Raw genomic sequence first — 20,133 nt, forward strand, 5'->3', positions numbered from 1 at the left:
GGTAGGGTATCCCTCCTTAAGGATTATCGGCATGAAAAAAGTGTTTAAAATACCTGCATGCAGTCATGTGAAAATTTTTTTAATATAGAAAAGGGAAAGGCTGCTAATCGATGATAAATTGGATTCTTGTGCCGTCTGGATCATCCGATAATTGATGACTTACCCACGAGCCTGCGCCTCTATTATCAGAAGGGCGTACATATTTGACAGAAGCTCCTGTGCCTCCTTCTTTGCACATCGCCATTGGCCATTCGTCACGATCATACCCGCGCTTTGTTGGAACGCCATGTAATGATCGATCCCTCTGCTCATCACTATGTTTACGGTCAATTGTACAAATGGACGAATGACCTTCATCAATGGCTTCTTCTATGTGCTTGGCTGTTTCGGGATAGCGGTCTGATGGAAAATGAATCGTTTTGTCATAAGATGAATTCGCTGTCTCTTGTTTCCCTTGCTCCAGCTGGATATAGCCTGTTGCTACACCAATAACAATCAATAAAAGCAAGAGAATCATTTTAAGAAGTTTCATAGGTGCTGGCTCTCTTTCTTGTTTGCGTATTTTGTAAACAGAAGTATAGCAGAATTACTTACCAATTTCCCCTGGTTTTGAAAAAACGTCTTTTAAAATTCAAAAAACAGATTTTACAAGATTTCATGCTTTTCATTTTTGTAGAAATTCATAAAAATTTTAATTTTGTAGATCATAAAACGATTATGCTCATCCAAAATGGCTTTATCACTGCTTTTTGAGCTAATTTCAAGAATTTAACACACAGAAATTTCAAAAAAATAAAATTGACTAGACCGATCTGCTTTAATAATATGGAGTCAAATATCAAAAAATGTCGTAATTTATCAAAATATGATTCTAATTACATTGTAGGAGGGAAGTACAAATGGCGGATGTCTCATACCGGCTCGGAATAGACATAGGCGGAACATTTACTGATTTATCGTTGATAAATGAAGCAACAGGGGAGCTGACTGAACTCAAGACACCCACAGTGACTGATGACCCAGCCCAAGGTATTATCAATGGGTTAAATCTTCTAAAAAAAAGAGGTGTTGATCTATCCAACATTCAATACCTCGTTCACGGAATGACAATTGGTCTTAATACATTATTGCAGCGAAAAGGAGCAGATTTAGCCCTTTTTGTGACAGAAGGATTTCAAGATATATTGTCACTTCAACGTTTACGACTACCCATTCCTTATGACTTCAATTCTCGTTTGCCAGAACCATTGATACCACGGAAGCATGTATATCCAATCTCTGAAAGGTTGATACACGATGGTACGATCAAAAAACCTCTCCATCTGCAGCAGTTAGATGATGCAGTCCAGCATGCTATATCTAAAAAGCTAGCAGGTATCGTCATTTCTTTTTTACATAGTTATCAAAACCCAGTTCATGAATTACAGGCAAAAGCCTATATCAATCATCATTATCCACAGTTAGAAGTCCTTACCTCATCTGAATTATGGCCTCAAATGAGGGAATACGAGCGTACAGTGATGTCTGTTGTTAATTTGTACATTCAACCAAAGGTGAAACAGTATTTGCAAACACTGAAAAGTCGTTTGAAGGAAGAAGGTGTACCAATTTCTCCATACATTACACAATCAAATGGTGGTTTAATGGATGCAGAAAGTGCGGCAACCTCGCCTGTGAAGACTCTCTTTTCTGGTCCGGCAGCCGGTGTCATCGGTGCGGCTAGAATTGCAGCATCATCTAGTGAACCCAACCTGATCACTTTTGATGTTGGGGGGACGAGTGCAGATATCTCGATTATTCAAAATGGAAAGCCTACAATGGCGCAATCGAATCAGCTTTCAGGCTTCCCAATTATTCTTCCATCTGTTGCGATGTATTCAATAGGAGCAGGAGGAGGTTCGGTAGCATGGATTGATCAGGGCGGACTTCTAAAAGCGGGGCCAGAATCAGTTGGCTCAAACCCGGGACCAGCTTCGTATGGAAAGGGAGAAAAAGCAGCTTTAACTGATGCGTTTCTCATATGCGGTTACCTCAACCAAGAACGTTTTGCCGGAGGACATTTACAATTACAGTTGTCTGCGGCGAAAAAGGCTTTTCAGCCAATTGCTGATCAGCTCAACAAAACGGTTGAAGAAGCGGCTGACCAGCTCATTCAAGTAGCCGTAGCCAATATGTACACAGAATTGAGCAATGTGATGGAGCAGCAAGGGTTTGACCCTAGAGATTTTAGTTTGCTGGCGTTTGGCGGAGCAGGGCCGGTTGTGGCGAATTTCCTTGCGAGAGAAATTCATGCGAAAAATGTGGTTGTTCCTCCAAGTCCGGGTACATTATGTGCGTTAGGTGCTCTGACTGCTGACTTTATTCATGATGCGGTGCTGTCGAAGAAAATATGCTTACAAGACTATTCGATCAACCAACTAAAACAAGATTATGAGAAGCTGTCGCGAAAAGCGACTGATTGGGTCAGCCAGCAAAACATTCAGCATATCAATCAAACATCCATTCTATTATTAGCAGACGCACGTTATCAGGGACAGGCATTTGAGATTGAACTGCCATTATCGATTGATTGGCTAAAGCAGGAACAAAATATCCACCAACTCATTGAAGCCTTTCACAAATTGCATCAGCGTCAATATGGTCATAGGGATGATCAGGCAAAAATCGAATTTACTCATTTACGCGTTCGAGTCATAGGCGAGACGCCTCCGCTGCCTTTTTCACCTGTTGATGAAAGCAGCGGACAGTCTTTGAAACCATATGAATATAGACGAATTTTTATTGAAGAAAAAGAATACGAAGCATCGGTTTATAACCGGGATACTCTGTCAGTAGGTTCTATTGTAAATGGGCCTGCCGTTATTGAGCAGGATGATACAACAACATTAATTTTGCCAAACTGGGCAGGCAGCATTGATCCATCAGGTAACTTAGTGATTTCAAAGGAGGCGGCTTTACATGAGAACTGACCCAGCAAAGCTTGAGATGATGCGCAGTTATTTTAATGCGATTGCATCAGGTATGGGGCATGTCATTGAACGGACGTCATTTACGACCTTCGTCAAAGAATCTGCTGACTTTGCGACAGCATTAGCCACGCCTTCTGGAGATTTCTTTGTTTATCCGAAGACAGTGGGTGTGACGATCTTTTTAGGGCTGAGTCTAAAAAAAGCGATTGAAGAAAGCGGGCCGATGCAGCCAGGAGACATTATCATCACTAATGATCCTTATACGACAGACGGTTTGGCGACTCACCTTCCAGATGTCCATATCATTAAGCCGATTTTTGTAGATGGTGAAATCGTAAGCTATGCTTGGTCTTTTGTTCATGTCAGTGATGTGGGTGGGCTTGTGCCTTCGAGTATTTCACCGACAGCAACGGATGTTCATCAAGAAGGATTAAGAATTCCGCCAGTGAAAATTTATGAAGGCGGGAAAGAGAATCAGGTCGTACGTACCTTTTTAAGAGCGAACAGCCGCGCTAGTCATCTAAATGATGGTGATATTAATGCGATGATTGCAGCAGTTAATACAGCAGATATTCGGTTAAAAGAAATGATTGGGAAATTTGGAAAATACGAAGTGAAACAAGGAATGATAGACTTGCTGAAGCAAGCCGAGGATCGTGCTGGAAAGGTCATTGAAGCTATACCGGATGGGACGAGTGAATTTGCTGATTATTTAGATGATGATATGATCTCAGACGTCCCTATTCGGTTGAAAATCAAGCTAACGATCAAAGGGAAACGGCTGACGCTCGATTTTTCTGAGTGTGATCCGCAAGTAAAAACAGCCTTTAACCTCGTTACCAATGGTCAGAAGCATTCCTTTCTTTATCAAGGATTGATTAATTACATCATTAGTAAGGATCCTTTTATACCGATTAATGGTGGAATAACGTATCCAATTGACGTGATCTCTCCTAAAGGAACGCTGGTGCATCCAGAATACCCGGCTTCTGTCGGGATTCGTCATTCGATTACGATGAGGCTGTACAATGTCGTGCTAGGCGCCATTGGTAAGCTGTTACCTGAAGCGGTGCCGGCAGCAGGTGCAGGTCAATCTGCCATTGTGGTTCTCTCAGTACCTGATGATCAAACGGGTGGCAGGAAAATGTCCGTTGTCGAACCATTAGGCGGAGGCGGCGGTGCTCAAAATGGTACTGATGGAGTGGACGGTATTGATCATTCGTCAGGCTTTTTGAAGAATACCCCAATTGAGAGTTTGGAACAGCATATTGATATTCATGTTCACCGATATGAACTTCTGCCGAATACAGGTGGAGCTGGTGAAAATCGAGGCGGACATGCGATTGGTTTGGAATTTGAAATGATGAAGCCTGAATCAATGGTGACAGCACGAGGAATGGAACGGATGAAGTTTCAGCCTTGGGGATTAATGGGCGGCCGAGCAGGATCGGTTGGTGAGGTCAAGCTGACCACGGCTAATGGTGAGAAACAAGACCAGTCCAAAATAGATGTTCTGCGACTTGAAAAAGGCGATATCGTTCAATTGATTTCACCAAGTGGAGGCGGCTGGGGGAATCCATTTGCCCGAAAGAAAGAAAAAGTCCTTCAGGAAGTGGAAGCAGGTCTATTAAGTGAAGAGAGAGCGCTGCAGCAATATGGTGTGAAAGTATATTTAGACCAAAATAAATGGAAGATTGATGAGGAGCAGACGAGCAGGGTGCGAGAAAAGGTTGATGTTTCTGCATCTACTGACGTGTGGGATTTCGGAGAACAAAGAGCAGCTTATGAGAAAGTATGGACGGATGAAGCCAGCAGTGCGCTGGCCGTTCAGCTTCGTTCCTATCCGGCTAATGAACGTACGCACTATAAACATGCAGTTCATCAACATTTCAGTCATAGAAATGAGCCGTTAACAAAGGAAGATATTACTCAAGCACTTTGTCAATTGAATGGACAAAAAGGGGGAAATAAATCATGAATAGAAGATTAATTGCTATTTTTGCAGGTATCCTATCAATCGTTGTACTGCTGGCCGCTTGTGGTGGAAATGGAAAGGATCAAGGCAAACAGCAGCAGACTGTGATTGTTGGCGTATATGGAGGCGATTGGGAAAAGAATATCAAACCAATCCTCGAAAAGTTTGAAAAAGATACAGGAATTAAAGTGCAAACCGTCTCTGGGGCGGATTCTGAATGGTTTACAAAATTAAAAGCGTCAAATGGAAAAAATCCACCATATGACTTACTAATCTTACAGCCTGATACGATTCAAAGAGGTATCGCAGCAAACGTTCTTGCGCCTATCGATGAAGATCAAGCGCCGAATGTCAAAAAGCTTTACCGTTCTGTCCAAAAGAAGCTTACTGTTAATGGAAAACAATATGCAGCAGGCTTTAGTATGGGGCAGCTTGGAATTGCTTATAGAAAAGACCTCGTCAAGCAGGAACCAAACAGCTGGACTGACCTATGGAGCAGTCAGCTGAAAGGGAAGGTAGCCATTTCATCTCCGACTTATTCAGCCGGTTTGCAATTTTTCTCTGCACTTGTTCATGCGCAAGGGGGGACAGAATCAAATCCTAAGGATATTGATAAAGCATTTAAAAGTCTCGCGCAGTTAAAAGGTCATGTAGCTGCTTTTCCAGATAACCCAGGATCGATTCAAACTTTGTTAGAACGTGGGGATGTCGCGGCTGTTCCATATTGGGACGGGCGAGTATTTGCACTTGAAGAAGAAGGAATGGATATTGGTTTCTCATATCCGAAAGAAGGCGCTGTTGCAGCTGTTGCGAGCTGGGCTTTAACGAAGGGAAATCAGCACGAAGAAGCGGCATACAAACTATTAAACTACTTGAGCGGAAAAGAAGCTCAGGAAGCTTTTTCGGAAAAATCTTATTATGGCATGTCGAATTCTGATGTGAAATACAATGACAAGATTAAGGGGAAAGTGAAAGTTGGAGAAAATTATTACAGCAAGCTGACTTGGGTAGATTATGAAACAGCGACCTCTGAGCTTGGCAATTGGACAAATCGATGGAACGAAGTATTAGGCGGAGGAAAATAGGTGATCGCATGAGTGGAATTCATTTAGAACACATCAGTCAGCACTTCGGTGAGCAGATCGCTCTCAACGATGTCAGTCTTACGGTGAATGAGGGAGAGTTTTTCTCCCTTCTTGGTCCTAGCGGCTGCGGAAAATCAACGTTATTAAACATCATTGGCGGTTTTTTAGAACCAACAAAAGGTGTCGTCTATATTGGTGATCAGGATGTGACAGCTTTGCCGCCTTACCAAAGAAAAACAGGTATGGTTTTTCAAAGCTATGCACTTTTTCCACATTTGACTGTATATGATAATGTGGCGTACGGGCTAAAGGTTCAAAAGAAAAAGAAGGCGGAAATCAAAGAGAAGGTGATGGAAAGCTTGTCTCTTGTTCAATTAGAGGCATTTGCGAAACGGATGCCCCACCAATTAAGCGGTGGTCAACAGCAGCGGGTAGCGATTGCAAGAGCGCTGGCGATTCAGCCGTCTGTTCTCCTTCTTGATGAACCGCTCAGCAACCTAGATGCCAAACTAAGAAAAAACATGCAGACAGAGCTGCGAAATATTCAAAGGAATGTCGGGATTACAACCATTCTTGTGACACATGATCAAGAGGAGGCCTTAAGCCTTTCTGATCGGGTTGGAATTTTAGGAGAGGGAAGAATTCAGCAGATTGGGACGCCTTTAGAGGTGTACCGCCAGCCAAACAATCGATTTGTAGCTGAATTCATCGGACAGGTGAACATCTTTGAGGCCGTGTACAATGCAGCTGATGCGGCATTTACAGTTCCGCATGTAACCCATTCAAACGGTCAGCACCTTCAGCTGCAGGCTGCGGCACATCAAGAGAAGAGGGAAAAGCAACTGCTTATGCTGCGTCCTGAAAGAATCAGCATCTCTTCTGAGCGGGAGGAAGTAAAGCCGAACCATGTATCAGGCGTGCTGTCAGATGTGAGTTATATTGGGCATTCATTACGTTTGGTTGTGGGACTTGATCATGGTGAAATCATTGTCCATGCTTCTGATGCGGCATTTCCCGAGCTGCCTGAAGTTGGAGAAACCGTCCATATCCATTGGCAGCCTGAAGATATCGTTTTCTTAGATTCGAAGGTGCATACGTGATGCGAATCAAGAAAAAGAATCAACGATTTCATTGGTTTATGCTGCTGCCAGCCTGTTTGTTTCTTGTTGTATTTTTACTAGCTCCTCTGGTGATGATGCTCGTTCTCAGTTTTCGCGATGTCGATTCGATGATGAATACATTACAAACGTATAGCTTTTCTCAATATATTCATGTGTTCACGACAGATGCATATGTAAAGGCGATTGGAAGTACTGTGTGGGTGGCTTTGCAGACAACGGTGATTTCTTTATTGATGGCATACCCCGCAGCATACGTGCTCGTCAAAGCACCTAATCCGCGTCTGCGGGCATTTTTCTATATCCTACTTGTGTCGCCGCTTTTGACAAGTGTTGTGATTCGGACATTTGCATGGATTGTTCTTCTTTCGCAAAATGGTCTGATCAATGGCATGTTACTAGATTTACATGTAATTGAGAAGCCGCTCTCGATGCTGTGGAATATGAATGCGGTCATTATTGCCTATGTCCAAGTCATGCTGCCATTTGCAGTACTGCCGATCGCAACAAGCTTAACCGATATGGATCGTCACTTAAGACCGGCTTCTATGAGTCTTGGAGCTGGCCGGATTCGAACCTTTTTTCATGTCACCTTACCACTGACCATTCCAGGCATGGTGACTGGCGCAATCATCGTCTTCTCACTGGCAGCAGGAAGTTATATCACCCCGCTGTTAGTCGGCGGACGGATGCAGCCGCTGCTGCCGCTGTCAATTTATCAGCAGGTCATGCAGGTGTATAATCTGCCTCTTGCTGCAGCTATGTCCTTTACATTATTGGTTTGTGTGCTTGTGGTAGTCAGTCTATTAAGCTATTTATTGAAGCGTTGGGAGGCGAGGATGCATGCGTAAAAAGTCAATAGGTGACCGCTTGCTTTCCATCCTGATTTGGACTGCTGGGTCATTGGTTTATCTTTTTTTAACCATACCTGTTCTTGTGATCGTCCTATCTGCTTTTAGTCCAAATGCCTTTCCTGAATTTCCACCGACTTCGTTCTCTGTTCGCTGGTTTCATGAGGTCGTGTCAAATCCAGAATGGATGGAATCTCTTCGGATCAGTGTGATTCTGCTGTTCATCGTGACGCCTCTCACGGTTCTTTTAGGGACAATGGCTTCGTATGCTTTAGCAAGGCTTTCCTTTAAGGGAAAGGAGGCTGTCCAAGCTTTCATTCTGTCACCTCTCATGATTCCTCAGGTGGTGTTAGGGATTGCGATGCTTTACTTGTTTACGGCTATGGGCTTTACAGGGTCTTTGTGGGCGCTCGTCATTGGTCACGTCATCATTGGTTTTCCCTATGTGGTTCGAACGGTAGGCGTGAGTGTTTCGAATTTAGATCCGCGGCTTGAGCTGGCTTCAATGAATCTTGGCGCAGGACCCATTCGCACGTTTTTTCGAGTCACATTGCCTTTGATTAAGCCGGGAATCATTGCAGGAGGGGTGTTTTCAGCTGTGACGTCATTTGGGGAAATATCGATCAGTTTGTTCGTTTCCTCTCCTCAAACCATTACAATCCCCGTCAGGACCTTTAATTACATTGAGCAGACCTTTGATCCGAGTGTCAATGCGATATCTGTCATATTTATTATCATTTCTATCATTGCGCTGCTCATTATTGAGAAAACGATTGGTCTGTCTAAGGTGATGTAAATATAATGAAGAAACAAGGAGTTGTCATTTGAAATGACAGCTCTTTTTTTGTTGTTTTTACAGTAAAAAAAATTCATTTTTTTAGGGAATATAGTTCTTAAGATTTAAGAATTTGCGGGGAACGCAAGGAGACCTCTATCCTACATTTTCGGTCATATTTTCAAAATTTAAGGGAAAATATGAAATTTTTGCGGTATTTAGTCGATTATTTTCGGTTGAACGCAACTATTATTAGTTATTTTCGGTAAATATCGTCAATTATCATGGGATCCCTTCGGTATGACGCATGAATCTTTACACCCATTTTTCGGTGAAAAAAACAATATTTTCATATAAAGTGGACGTAAATAGAAAATATCTAAAAGAAAAGAAGAAAAAGGCAAATCTATGGAAACATAGAGACGCAAAGCCATGTCCTAAGGTAAATGATTCTTTTTTTGCTAAGGTCGGCAGGCTACCGAATGAAAATGGGAGTCCCTCCGTTTTATTCGGGGTGGGCTCCTTTTCTGTTAAACCGTCTATTTTAATGAAATAGACTTGGTTCTTTTGATATAGAGGGTGCAGGGTGAAATTGGTGGAGAAAACATAGAAGAGGCGGAGGATGAGAATGAATACAGTTTATTACCCCTTAACACATGCGCAAAAGCGAGTATTCTACACGGAAAGATTTTATCCAGGTACAAGTATTTCTAATTTGGGTGGATTCGCCAGGTTGAGATCAGCATCTGGTCTCGATCCTTCTTTGGTCGTCGATGTGCTTCAAGCGTACATTCGACAAACTGACTCTCTTCGGCTGAGGCTCGTGTATCGAGATGAAGAGGAGGAGCCTGTTCAATATATCAAACCTTATGAAAAACAGCTGATTCGCATGGAAAAGGGCTGGAGTGAAGAGGAGGTAAGGGCTTGGGCAAACGAGCAGATTCGTGAGCCAATGCCATTGATTGACAGCCCCTTGATTGAATTTACGGTGTTTCAAATCAGTGATCAAGAGTGCTGGCTGTTCTGTAAAGCACATCATATTGTCGCGGATGGTATTTCCATCATTTTAATGGGAAATCGCATTATTGACTTATATCATGACATGCTGCAAGGAGTAGACATCTTGCCAGTTGAGGAGATTTCCTTCGTTGATCACATCATGAGTGAGCAGACCTATGAATCTTCTAAACGTTTTCAAAAAGACCAAGCTTTTTGGAATGAGCAATTTGCTCATATTCCAGACTTCGCATCGTTAAAACCGCATAAGGGATACGAGATGAGTTTACATGCGGAGCGATTTTCAGGGGATGTTCCAGATTCTTTAAAAGAGAAGCTTCGTGTCTTTTGTGAAGAGCAGAAAGTCAGCATGCTTTCAATGTTTATGTCCACTGTCTATATTTACTTACATCGTTTTAGCGGTATGGAAGATGTCGTTCTTGGAACCTTTATGGGCAACCGGACGAATGCCAAAGAAAAAAAGATGATTGGGATGTTTGTATCCACGATTCCAATGCGTGCATCTGTTCAAGGGTCGCAATCGTTTCTTGATTTCGTAAAGCAGGTCATGGCGGATCAAATGAAGATATTACGTCACCAAAAGTACCCTTACAATCTGCTCATGAATGATTTGCGGGAAAGAGAAGGGTTTACAGGACGCCTTTTTGATATTTCTTTAGAGTATCAGGTGATGCAGTGGCAGAAAAAAGAGAATCTGTCGTTCATTACTGAACCGATTTTTAGCGGGAGCGGAATGAATGATATTTCAATACATGTGAAAGACCGCTGGGATACTGATACATTGACCATTGATTTGGATTACCGTACAGATGTATTCACAGAAGAAGAAATGAGTAAGATGTTTGATCGATTCTTGATATTACTAGAAGCGGCCGTCTCTCAGCCTGATCAGCTGATCGGGACACTGCCTTTACTTTCAGCAGGAGAACAAAAGGAGCTGCTGCAATTATCTGAAGGAGAATCGTTTGAAAGGCCAGCAGCAAAACCGGTTCATCACCTGTTTGATGAGACAGCCAACAAATATGCAGACCGGACAGCCGTTGTAGCAGAAAATGGAACAATTACTTATGGAGAGCTGCAACAACAGGCAGAAAAGCTGGCTCGTTTTTTACAAATGAAAGGTATCTCACGTGATGTGCCTGTTGCTGTTTTGATGGAGCGGAAGACAGATGCCATGGTAGCAGTCTTCGGCATACTAAAGGCTGGCGGGGCATATGTACCAATTGATCCGGCATTACCTGAGGAGCGCATTCAATTTATTGTGGAGGATTCAGGTGCTTCTATTGTGTTAACAGATGAATCTTTCATTCAAGAGTACCCAGCCCTCTCGGAAAAATTAATCGTGCAGCAGCAAATATTATTAGATGGTGGACAGCTACCTGAGCTCGTAGAACAGACGGCGCCGGAGGATTTAGCCTACATGATTTATACATCCGGTACGACTGGAAAGCCGAAGGGCGTCATGATTGAGCATCTTCAGCTGCATCATTTGGTCCATGCTTTGCATCATGAGATGTATCAAGGGACGAATGAGCTACAAATGGCGCTTCTAGCCCCATTCCATTTCGATGCATCGGTCAAACAAATCTTTGCTGCCCTTTTATTTGGACATACGCTTCATATCATCCCGCGAGAAACGACGAGAAATGGCAAGCAGCTAGCGGCTTATTACAGAAAACATCAAATTGAAGCGGCAGATGGAACACCGGCGCATGTGCAGCTTTTACTTGCTGCGGATTTGGACGGGCTGTCATTGATGCACATGCTGATTGGGGGAGAAGCGCTGCCTGCGAAAGCAGCACGTTCACTCATCGAAGCAGTTCGTATGAGTCAGCCTGATTTTACTCTGTGGAATGTGTATGGTCCAACTGAGACGTGTGTGGATGCGGCGGTGCATCGTCTAGCTCTCAGTGAGCTGAGCGAATCAACTGAACAGCGCTATGTGTCGATTGGAAAACCGCTTGGTCATCATCGTATTTATATTTTAAATGAACATGATCAATTACAGCTGCATGGGGCAGCTGGAGAACTGTGCATTGCCGGTATAGGTGTTGGGCGAGGCTATGTGAATCAGCCTGAATTGACGGAGAAGGTATTCACAGCAGATCCGTTTTCTCCGCATGAGCGGATGTATCGAACGGGGGATCTAGTCAGATGGCTTCCGGATGGCACGATTGATTATCTTGGCAGAATGGACGATCAAGTGAAAATAAGGGGTTACCGGATAGAAACAGGCGAGATTGAAGCTGTGATGGAGCAGGTAGATGGAGTTGATAAGGCTGTCGTGCTAGTGGTTGACGAAGCGGATGGAGAAAAGGCGTTAAGTGCTTATTATCAAGCTCGTCATGAAGGTGTGTCTGTTGACATGCTGCAAGCGGCTATCAAACATCAGCTTCCAGCTTACATGATGCCGCTTTATTTCAAAGAACTCGATGCTTTTCCACTCACAGTCAGCGGCAAAGTCGACCGTCGTGCACTTGCTGCGTTAAAAGGTGATAGAGCGGTTCATGCTGTTTATACGGCACCTAGAAACGATATAGAAACGAAGCTTGTTCATTTGTGGGAAGACATTCTTGATCAAGAGAAGATCGGTGTATATGATTCTTTCTTCGATCGAGGCGGGCATTCGCTCAAAGCGATGACCTTACTTACACAGGTTCAGCGAGACTTGCAAGTGGAGGTGCCGCTGTCCGTTTTATTTGAACAGCAGACGATTGCTGCTTTGGCTGCTTATATTGAGCAGGCAGAAAAGTCTTCTGAACCGGTGATACCAAAAGCGCCGGCTGCTGATCATTATCCATTGTCGCCTCCACAGCAGCGCGTCTACATGGTGAGTCAATTGGAGCAAAGCACTGCATATCATATGCCTGCTGTTGTGAGGTTAAAAGGAACTCTGCAGCTTGAGAAGCTGACTGAAGCCTTTGACAGGATGATCTCACGTCACGATATGCTGCGTACTTCTTTTCATACGATAAAAGGTGTTCCTCGTCAGCGGATCGTTTCATCAGTGTCCTTTCAAATAGAACAGCTGACAGGCGGTACGATGGAAGAAAACATGCAGCAATTTGTCAGACCTTTTGATCTTGAGTGTGCGCCGCTTCTTCGAATTGGTTTGCAGTCATTGCATGATCAGGAGCATTTGCTCTTTTTCGATATGCATCATTTGATTTCAGATGGTCTTTCGATCGATTTAATGCTGCGTGAGTTGTCAGATGCTTACGAGGGCTTGGTTAAAGCACCATTGAAGCTTCAATATCAAGATTATGCTGTTTGGCAGCAGCACCAAGGCTTTCAAAAAGAAGAGGCATTTTGGCTGCAAGAATTTTCGGGCGATATTCCGGCTTTACAGCTGCTGACCGATTATCAGCGTCCAGCTGTCCAGTCTTTCGCAGGGGATCGTGTCATCAAAGAAATAGATGAAGTGTTAAAGAATCAATTACAGGAGCTTGCAGCAAACCATCACACGACACTGTATACAGTCTTGCTTTCTGCTTACTATACATTGCTTGCCAAATATACAGGTCAAAAGGAATTCGTGGTCGGAACACCGGCTTCAGGGCGTGTGCATACAGATTTGAATGACATGATCGGTATGTTTGTCCAGACACTTGCTTTGCGGACTGAGGTAGATCCGAATGGAACCATGTCTCAGCTGATTGAGCAAGTAAAGAAAAAGACGATGCAGGCATTTGAGCATCAGCAATATCCATTTGAACGGCTGCTTGAAAAGCTGAATGTGCCAAGAGATTTTAGCCGTCATCCATTGTTTGACACCGTCTTTACACTCGCGCCGGATCATGGAGCAGCCCAGCATATTGGAGACATGCTGGTCGAGGTTGAAGAAACCAATTTCCATATTGCGAAATTTGATTTAACACTGCAAGCGATGGAGTCAGATCAAGGTTTATCCTTTGTACTTGATTACAGTACGGCGCTATTTAAACGAAGTACGGCAGAGCAGATGATGAAACATTATGTTTATCTGCTGGAGCAGATGGTTCAAGCGCCGCAGGAAGCTATTCAATCCTATCGATTACTGTCTGAACAAGAAGCAGAAGCTCAGTTAAATAGGTGGAATCCGTTACCTTCGCCTTATCCAGCAGAAGAAACCATTGTGACGCAGTTTGAAAAACAGGTGCAGCAGCATGGTCATCAGCCTGCATTGCAATGTGAAGATGTGGTTCTTTCTTATCAAGAGCTGAATGACCGAGTGAATCAGCTGGCTCATTATTTGCGTGAAAATGGTTTTGAAAAAGGAATGAAAGCGGCCTTATTCTTTGAACGTTCCAATGAAATGGTGCTCTCTGTTTTGGCTGTGCTTAAGGCTGGCGGTGTCTATGTACCAATTGACCCCGATTTCCCTGATGAGCGCGTGAAGCACTTTTTAACAGACAGCGGTGCACAATTCTTACTGACACATCAAGTGCTGCGCCATTGCTCGGTGCTCACTGCATTTGAGGGAACCATTATAGAAACAGAAGATCAAGCGATTGCTCAGCAGTCAGACAGCCCTATAGATGCTCATATTTTACCTGAGGACTTGGCGAATTTGACCTATACATCAGGTACAACCGGTAAGCCTAAAGGAAATATGGTGACACACCGGAACATTTTGAGAACGGTGAAGCAATCGAATTATCTCACCATTCATCCTGAAGACACAGTGATGAGCCTCTCAAACTATGTATTTGATGCCTTTATGTTTGATGTGTTTGGTGCATTATTAAACGGAGCGAAACTCATTGTTCTGCCAAAGGATCATATTTTAAACATGAATGAGCTTTCTGGAGCGATTGAGAAGGAAAAAGTCAGTATTTTAATGATCACGACAGCTCTTTTTCACTTACTCATCGATATGAAAAAAGACAGCCTGAAAAACGTAAGAAAAGTGCTGTTTGGCGGAGAACGTGCTTCTGTGCCTCATGTAGTGACTGCACTTGAGACAGTTGGGAAAGACAAGCTTGTTCATATGTACGGACCTTCTGAGAGCACAATTTTCACCACATATTATCCTGTGAATCATATTGAGAAGCAGGCGTTATCCATCCCAATCGGAAAGCCAGTGAGTCAAACGGCTGTTTATATTGTAGATGAGTTTGGACATGTTCAGCCGCCGGGTGTGGCGGGAGAGCTATGTGTCGCTGGTGATGGACTGGTGAAAGGATATTATAAGCAGCCAGTATTAACAAACGAAAAGTTTGTCAACAATCCTTTCCGCCCTGAAGAAACCATGTATAAAACGGGCGATCTTGCGCGCTGGCTGCCGAATGGAGATATTGAATTCATTGGACGGATCGATCATCAAGTGAAGATTCGCGGACAGCGTATCGAGCTTGGGGAAATTGAACACCAGCTGCTGCGGCATCCTCAGGTGAAGGAAGCTGTCGTCATTGCTGCTCCGAATGACACGTTATGTGCGTATTTCACAGCAGAAGGATCTGTCTCATTAACTGATTTGCGCGAGCAAGCAGGACGTGAACTGCCTGTATATATGATGCCGGCATTTTTCATGCAATTAGACGAGCTTCCTTTGACGAATAATGGCAAGGTCGATAGGCGGGCGCTGCCGGCACCTGATCTCAGTGAGCAGGGGGCAAATGAATACACCTCTCCTCAAACAGAAACAGAGCGTCTGCTGGCGAACATTTGGGAGGAAGTTCTTGAAGTGCCGCGAATCGGCAGGCATGATCATTTCTTTGAATGCGGAGGCCATTCGCTACGCGGCATGAAAATGCTGAACAGGCTGTATGAAGAGATGCAGGTGGAGCTCACTTTGAAGTCTTTATTTGAATCCCCAACATTAGAAGCGTTCGCCCTTGCAGTTGATCAAGCGGATCAAACGGAGATCAAGCGAGTAGAAGTTGCCAAAGAGGCGGCCTATTATCCAGTGACATCTGCTCAGAAAAGACTGTTTGTTTTGGAGAAAATGACTGATGCGGAGCAAAGCTATCATATGCCGGCTGCCTTAAAGCTAGAAGGCGTCTTTGATGAAAAACGATTTGAAAAGGCAATTGATCAGCTAGTCCAACGTCATGAAGCTTTCCGAACGAGCTTTGATTTTGTTGAGAATGAACCTGTTCAACGTATTGAAACAAATGTCTCTATAGACATTGAAAAAATTGAACAGAACGGCCGAGACATACAGGAATTAATGAATGACTTTATCAGGCCATTTGATGTAGAAAAAGCGCCTTTACTCAGAATAGGGCTAGTTTCCGTTTCCGTAAATGTCCATTATTTACTGATTGATATGCATCATATCATTTCAGATGGTGCGTCTGTTGGCATTTTAATTGAGGAGCTATCAGCCTTGTATCGGGGAGACAAACTAGAGGAATTACCTGTTCAATATAAGGATTATGCAGTTTGGTCAAAAAGTGAGGCATCTGCTGCGCAAAAAGCAGCTGAAGAGGCATTCTGGCTGGATCAATTAGAAGGGGAACTGCCTGTACTGGCACTGCCGGAAGACCTGCCAAGGCCAAAAGTGCAAACATTCGCAGGAGATCGTGTCTCATTTACAATCGAAGGTTCGCTTAAAGCGAAATTGGACGAACTCGTTAGAGCGCTCAACAGTACGACCTATACAGTCCTGCTTGCTGGCTACAGTATTCTTTTAAGCAAGCTTTCAAGACAAGAGGATATCATCATTGGTTCTCCGGTTGTTGGCAGAACCCATCCTGATATTCAATCTGTGATCGGCATGTTTGTGAACACGCTGGCACTTAGAACAAGACCAGCAGGACATCAGACAGCTGCTGAATTTGCGTCAAATGTGCATCAGCTTGTGTTAGAGGCAAACGAGCATCAGCTGTACCCATTTGAAGAATTGGTAGATCAGGTGCAAACGGTTCGAGATACAAGCCGCCATCCAATTTTTGACGTGGTATTCTCAATGGAAAATGCGGATATTCGTGATTTATCAATGGATGGGCTTCACATTGTTCCACAGCCATTCGAAGAGAAGATCGCCAAATTTGATTTGACCTTAACTGGAAACGAAACCGCAGATCAAATTGAGCTCGTGTTTGATTTTAATTGTTCTATCTTTCAAAAGACGTCAATTGAAAAGTGGAAAGAATATTTCCTTCATTTGCTGGAACAAATGGTGTCAGCACCAGATCAATCGTTAGATCAAATGCGATTATTGTCACCACAGCAGCAGCAAAAACAGCTGAACGAATGGTCAGGACCTATCCTAGACGTCCCATCAAATCAAACCGTTCATGCCCTGATTAAGGCTAAGGCGCTTGAAGCACCGCACCAAAAAGCAGCGGTCTTCTGCGGAACGAGCTGGACGTATGATGAGCTGAACCATCGGGCGAATGTAGTCGCTTCAAGACTCATCGCAAACGGCACAAAATCAGGAGACCGCGTCGGCATTCTCACCCGCCCATCTCTTGATATGACAGCCGCTGTCCTTGGTGTCCTCAAGGCAGGTGCGGCATTTGTTCCAATTGATGCAGACTATCCAGCGCAGCGTATTGCCTACATGCTGGAAGACTGCGGGGCAGAGGTACTTCTAATGCAAAAAGGACTCACTGCACCACCATCATTTACAGGTCATGTGCTGTTCATAGAAGATGCCGTAGAAGGAGAAGCTCACGAGATTCAGGTTCATGTCAAACCAACGGATCTCGCTTATATGATTTACACCTCTGGGACGACGGGACAGCCGAAGGGTGTCATGGTCGAGCACCAGTCCCTTGTGAATCTTGCGTTCTGGCACAATGATGCCTTCCAAGTGACACACGAGGATCGAACTGCGAAATATGCCGGCTTTGGCTTTGACGCCTCCATTTGGGAGATGTTCCCGACGTGGATCGCCGGTGCAGAGCTGCACATTATCGACGAAGCGATTCGTCTCGATATGATCAAGCTCAATGCGTATTTCAATGAAAAAGGCATCACCATTGCCTTCCTGCCGACCCAGCTATGCGAGCAGTTTATGTCAATGGACAACCATTCTCTGCGTTATTTACTAACAGGCGGAGATAAGCTGAAACAGGTAAAGCCGGTTCCATACAAACTCGTGAATAACTATGGTCCGACTGAAAATACAGTCGTAGCGACAAGCGGAATGATCGATCCAGAAAAAGGCACGATTCCGATAGGAACAGCCATTGCCAATACACGTTTTTACATCATGGGTTCTTTATACGACCTGTCGCCGCCAGGCGTACCTGGTGAGCTCGTCATTGCAGGAAAAGGACTGGCAAGAGGCTACTGGAATCTTCCAGAGGAAACAGACAAACGATTTGTCCCAGATCCATTTTATCCAGGCGAGCGCATGTACCGCACAGGCGATTTAGTGAAATGGACAGAGGATGGTGAGCTGATCTATCTCGGCAGAATAGACCATCAGGTCAATATCCGCGGCTTCCGGATTGAACTGTCAGAAATTGAAGCGCAGCTCCTGACGCTGGATTCGGTCAAAGAAGCCGTCGTGACAACGGTCAAAGATGCGGGTGATCACGACGCCCTTGCCGCTTACGTAATCACGAAGAACGATACAGATACAGAGAACTTTAAAGAAAGCCTAAAACGCACGTTACCAGAATACATGGTGCCATCATGGATCATAAAACTAGATCAATTTCCAATGACGGCCAATGGAAAAGTCGATCTCAAAGCATTGCCAGCACCTGATATCGAAGCGAACCAAACGGTATACGAAGCGCCAAGAGATGAAGTGGAAACACTGCTTTGCGGCATTTGGGAAGATGTCCTTGGCGTCAGCCAAGTCGGCATTCACGATCACTTCTTCTTCCTTGGCGGAGATTCCATTAAAGGCATCCAAATGGCAAGCAGACTCACGCAAGCAGGCTGGAAGCTCGATATGAAACTTCTATTCCAGTACCCAACGATTGCGGAGCTTCGTCCATATATTGAAGAAGCCGATCTTCTCACAGCCGACCAATCACCTGTCGAAGGAGAAGTCATTTTAACACCGATTCAACGCTGGTTCTTTGAACGAAACTTTACGAATCAGCATCACTGGAACCAATCGATGATGCTTCATGCGCCAAATGGTTTGAATGAGAAAAACGTTCAGCAAGTACTGGAACAGCTCATGATTCATCATGATGCCTTGCGAATGGTGTATCCGCTCGAAGAAGGGCGCGTCATCCAGCGTCATCGAGGAATCGAGGAAAATAATGTGGCAATTGATGTGGTGGAAGTAAAAGGAGAGCTGTCACAGCAAATTCAGCAGGTAGAAAAGCTGGCAAATGAAGTGCAGGCGAGTATATCGCTAGCAGACGGGCCTTTAGTGAGACCTGCCATTTTCCGAACGGATCAAGGGGATCATTTATTGCTGGCTGTACACCATCTTGTCATTGATGGTGTGTCATGGCGCATTTTCCTTGAAGATTTCATGGCTCTTTATGAACAGTCGAAGCGCGGGGAAACTCTTACCCTTCCTGAAAAAACACACTCCTTCCAAGAATATGCCCAGAAGCTGACTGAATACGCTGTGTCAGATGAGCTGCTATCGGAAAGAGATTATTGGAAAAAGGTGCTTGCGCATTCCGTTCCTCCACTTCAAAAGGATCATGTCACGGAGGATCAACGAATGCTTCATACACAGACCATTCGTTTTGCATTGTCTGAAGAGGAAACACGCAGTCTGCTGACGGATGTACATGAAGCCTATCAAACAGAAATCAATGATATTTTGCTGACGGCATTAGGGTTGTCCATGAAAGAGTGGACAGGTGAAGACAGACACTTTATTCATCTTGAAGGACACGGGAGAGAGGACATCCTCCCTGCGGTTAATGTATCAAGGACGATCGGCTGGTTTACTAGTATGTATCCTGTGTTATTGGATATGTCGCATGCAGACGATCTTTCTTATCAGATCAAGTATTTAAAAGAGGAACTCAGACACATTCCGAACAAGGGCATCGGCTATGGCGTTTTAAAATACTTAACGCCTGACAAGATGAAGGACGATATCGATTTTCAAGTCACACCAGATATCAGCTTTAACTATCTTGGTCAATTTGATGAACAGATCGGCGGCGGTGAATTGAGGCGTTCTCCATGGCATGCAGGACAATCGCTGAGCCCTGAATCCGAGAAACCTCATGCGCTGGATATTGTTGGTTTCGTAGAACAAGCCATGCTCCATGTGACGATTTCCTATCATCACCTTGAATTCGAAGAACGTACGATCGAACAGTTCAAGGAACTCTTAGAAAAGAATGTGAAGGCACTGATCTCACATTGTCTATCACAGGATGAGAGTCAGATCACACCTAGTGATGTGGGGGATGAGGATCTCACTATGGACGAACTTGAAAAGCTAATGGATCTATTTTAAGCAAAAATGAAGAGGTGGA

The 20,133-nt window shown here is 44.2% G+C and carries 8 protein-coding genes and 1 riboswitch; of the genes, 7 read left to right on the forward strand and 1 reads right to left on the reverse strand.

Annotated elements, in window-relative coordinates:
• Positions 1-103 precede the first annotated feature (103 nt).
• Positions 104-532, reverse strand: coding sequence for a NucA/NucB deoxyribonuclease domain-containing protein (locus NST65_RS01910; protein ID WP_024424305.1), 429 nt, complete (start codon positions 530-532; stop codon positions 104-106).
• Positions 533-899: 367 nt separating this feature from the next.
• Here NST65_RS01910 and NST65_RS01915 point away from each other — a divergent pair, with 367 nt between their 5' ends.
• From NST65_RS01915 to NST65_RS01945, 7 genes are all read left to right on the forward strand, one after another.
• Positions 900-2,969, forward strand: coding sequence for a hydantoinase/oxoprolinase family protein (locus NST65_RS01915; protein WP_070326675.1), 2,070 nt, complete (start codon positions 900-902; stop codon positions 2,967-2,969).
• Positions 2,959-4,947: a hydantoinase B/oxoprolinase family protein gene (locus NST65_RS01920; RefSeq protein ID WP_111927547.1), complete on the forward strand. Its 1,989-nt coding sequence runs from the start codon at positions 2,959-2,961 to the stop codon at positions 4,945-4,947. Before NST65_RS01915 ends, NST65_RS01920 begins: the two co-directional genes overlap by 11 nt.
• A complete protein-coding gene (locus NST65_RS01925; protein ID WP_070326677.1) occupies positions 4,944-6,029 on the forward strand; it encodes an ABC transporter substrate-binding protein in 1,086 nt (361 codons plus the stop codon). The genes NST65_RS01920 and NST65_RS01925 overlap by 4 nt, the downstream gene beginning before the upstream one ends.
• Positions 6,030-6,037: 8 nt before the next feature.
• Entirely contained in the window at positions 6,038-7,129 is a 1,092-nt protein-coding gene (locus NST65_RS01930; protein WP_111927546.1) for an ABC transporter ATP-binding protein, read from the forward strand.
• A complete protein-coding gene (locus NST65_RS01935) occupies positions 7,129-7,998 on the forward strand; it encodes an ABC transporter permease (protein WP_111927545.1) in 870 nt (289 codons plus the stop codon). Before NST65_RS01930 ends, NST65_RS01935 begins: the two co-directional genes overlap by 1 nt.
• The gene (locus NST65_RS01940; RefSeq protein WP_024424298.1) at positions 7,991-8,794 is read left to right on the forward strand and encodes an ABC transporter permease; all 804 of its coding nucleotides are present in this window, start codon (positions 7,991-7,993) and stop codon (positions 8,792-8,794) included. The genes NST65_RS01935 and NST65_RS01940 overlap by 8 nt, the downstream gene beginning before the upstream one ends.
• A 368-nt stretch (positions 8,795-9,162) precedes the next feature.
• A riboswitch (cyclic di-GMP riboswitch) is annotated at positions 9,163-9,256 on the forward strand.
• A 145-nt stretch (positions 9,257-9,401) separates the two neighbouring features.
• On the forward strand, positions 9,402-20,114 hold the full coding sequence (locus tag NST65_RS01945) for an amino acid adenylation domain-containing protein (protein ID WP_342489264.1): 10,713 nt from the start codon (positions 9,402-9,404) through the stop codon (positions 20,112-20,114).
• Positions 20,115-20,133: the final 19 nt, after the last annotated feature.

Origin of the sequence: Bacillus sp. FSL P4-0248, assembly GCF_038593305.1 — a bacterium.
GTDB classification, from domain to species: domain Bacteria; phylum Bacillota; class Bacilli; order Bacillales; family Bacillaceae; genus Bacillus; species Bacillus safensis.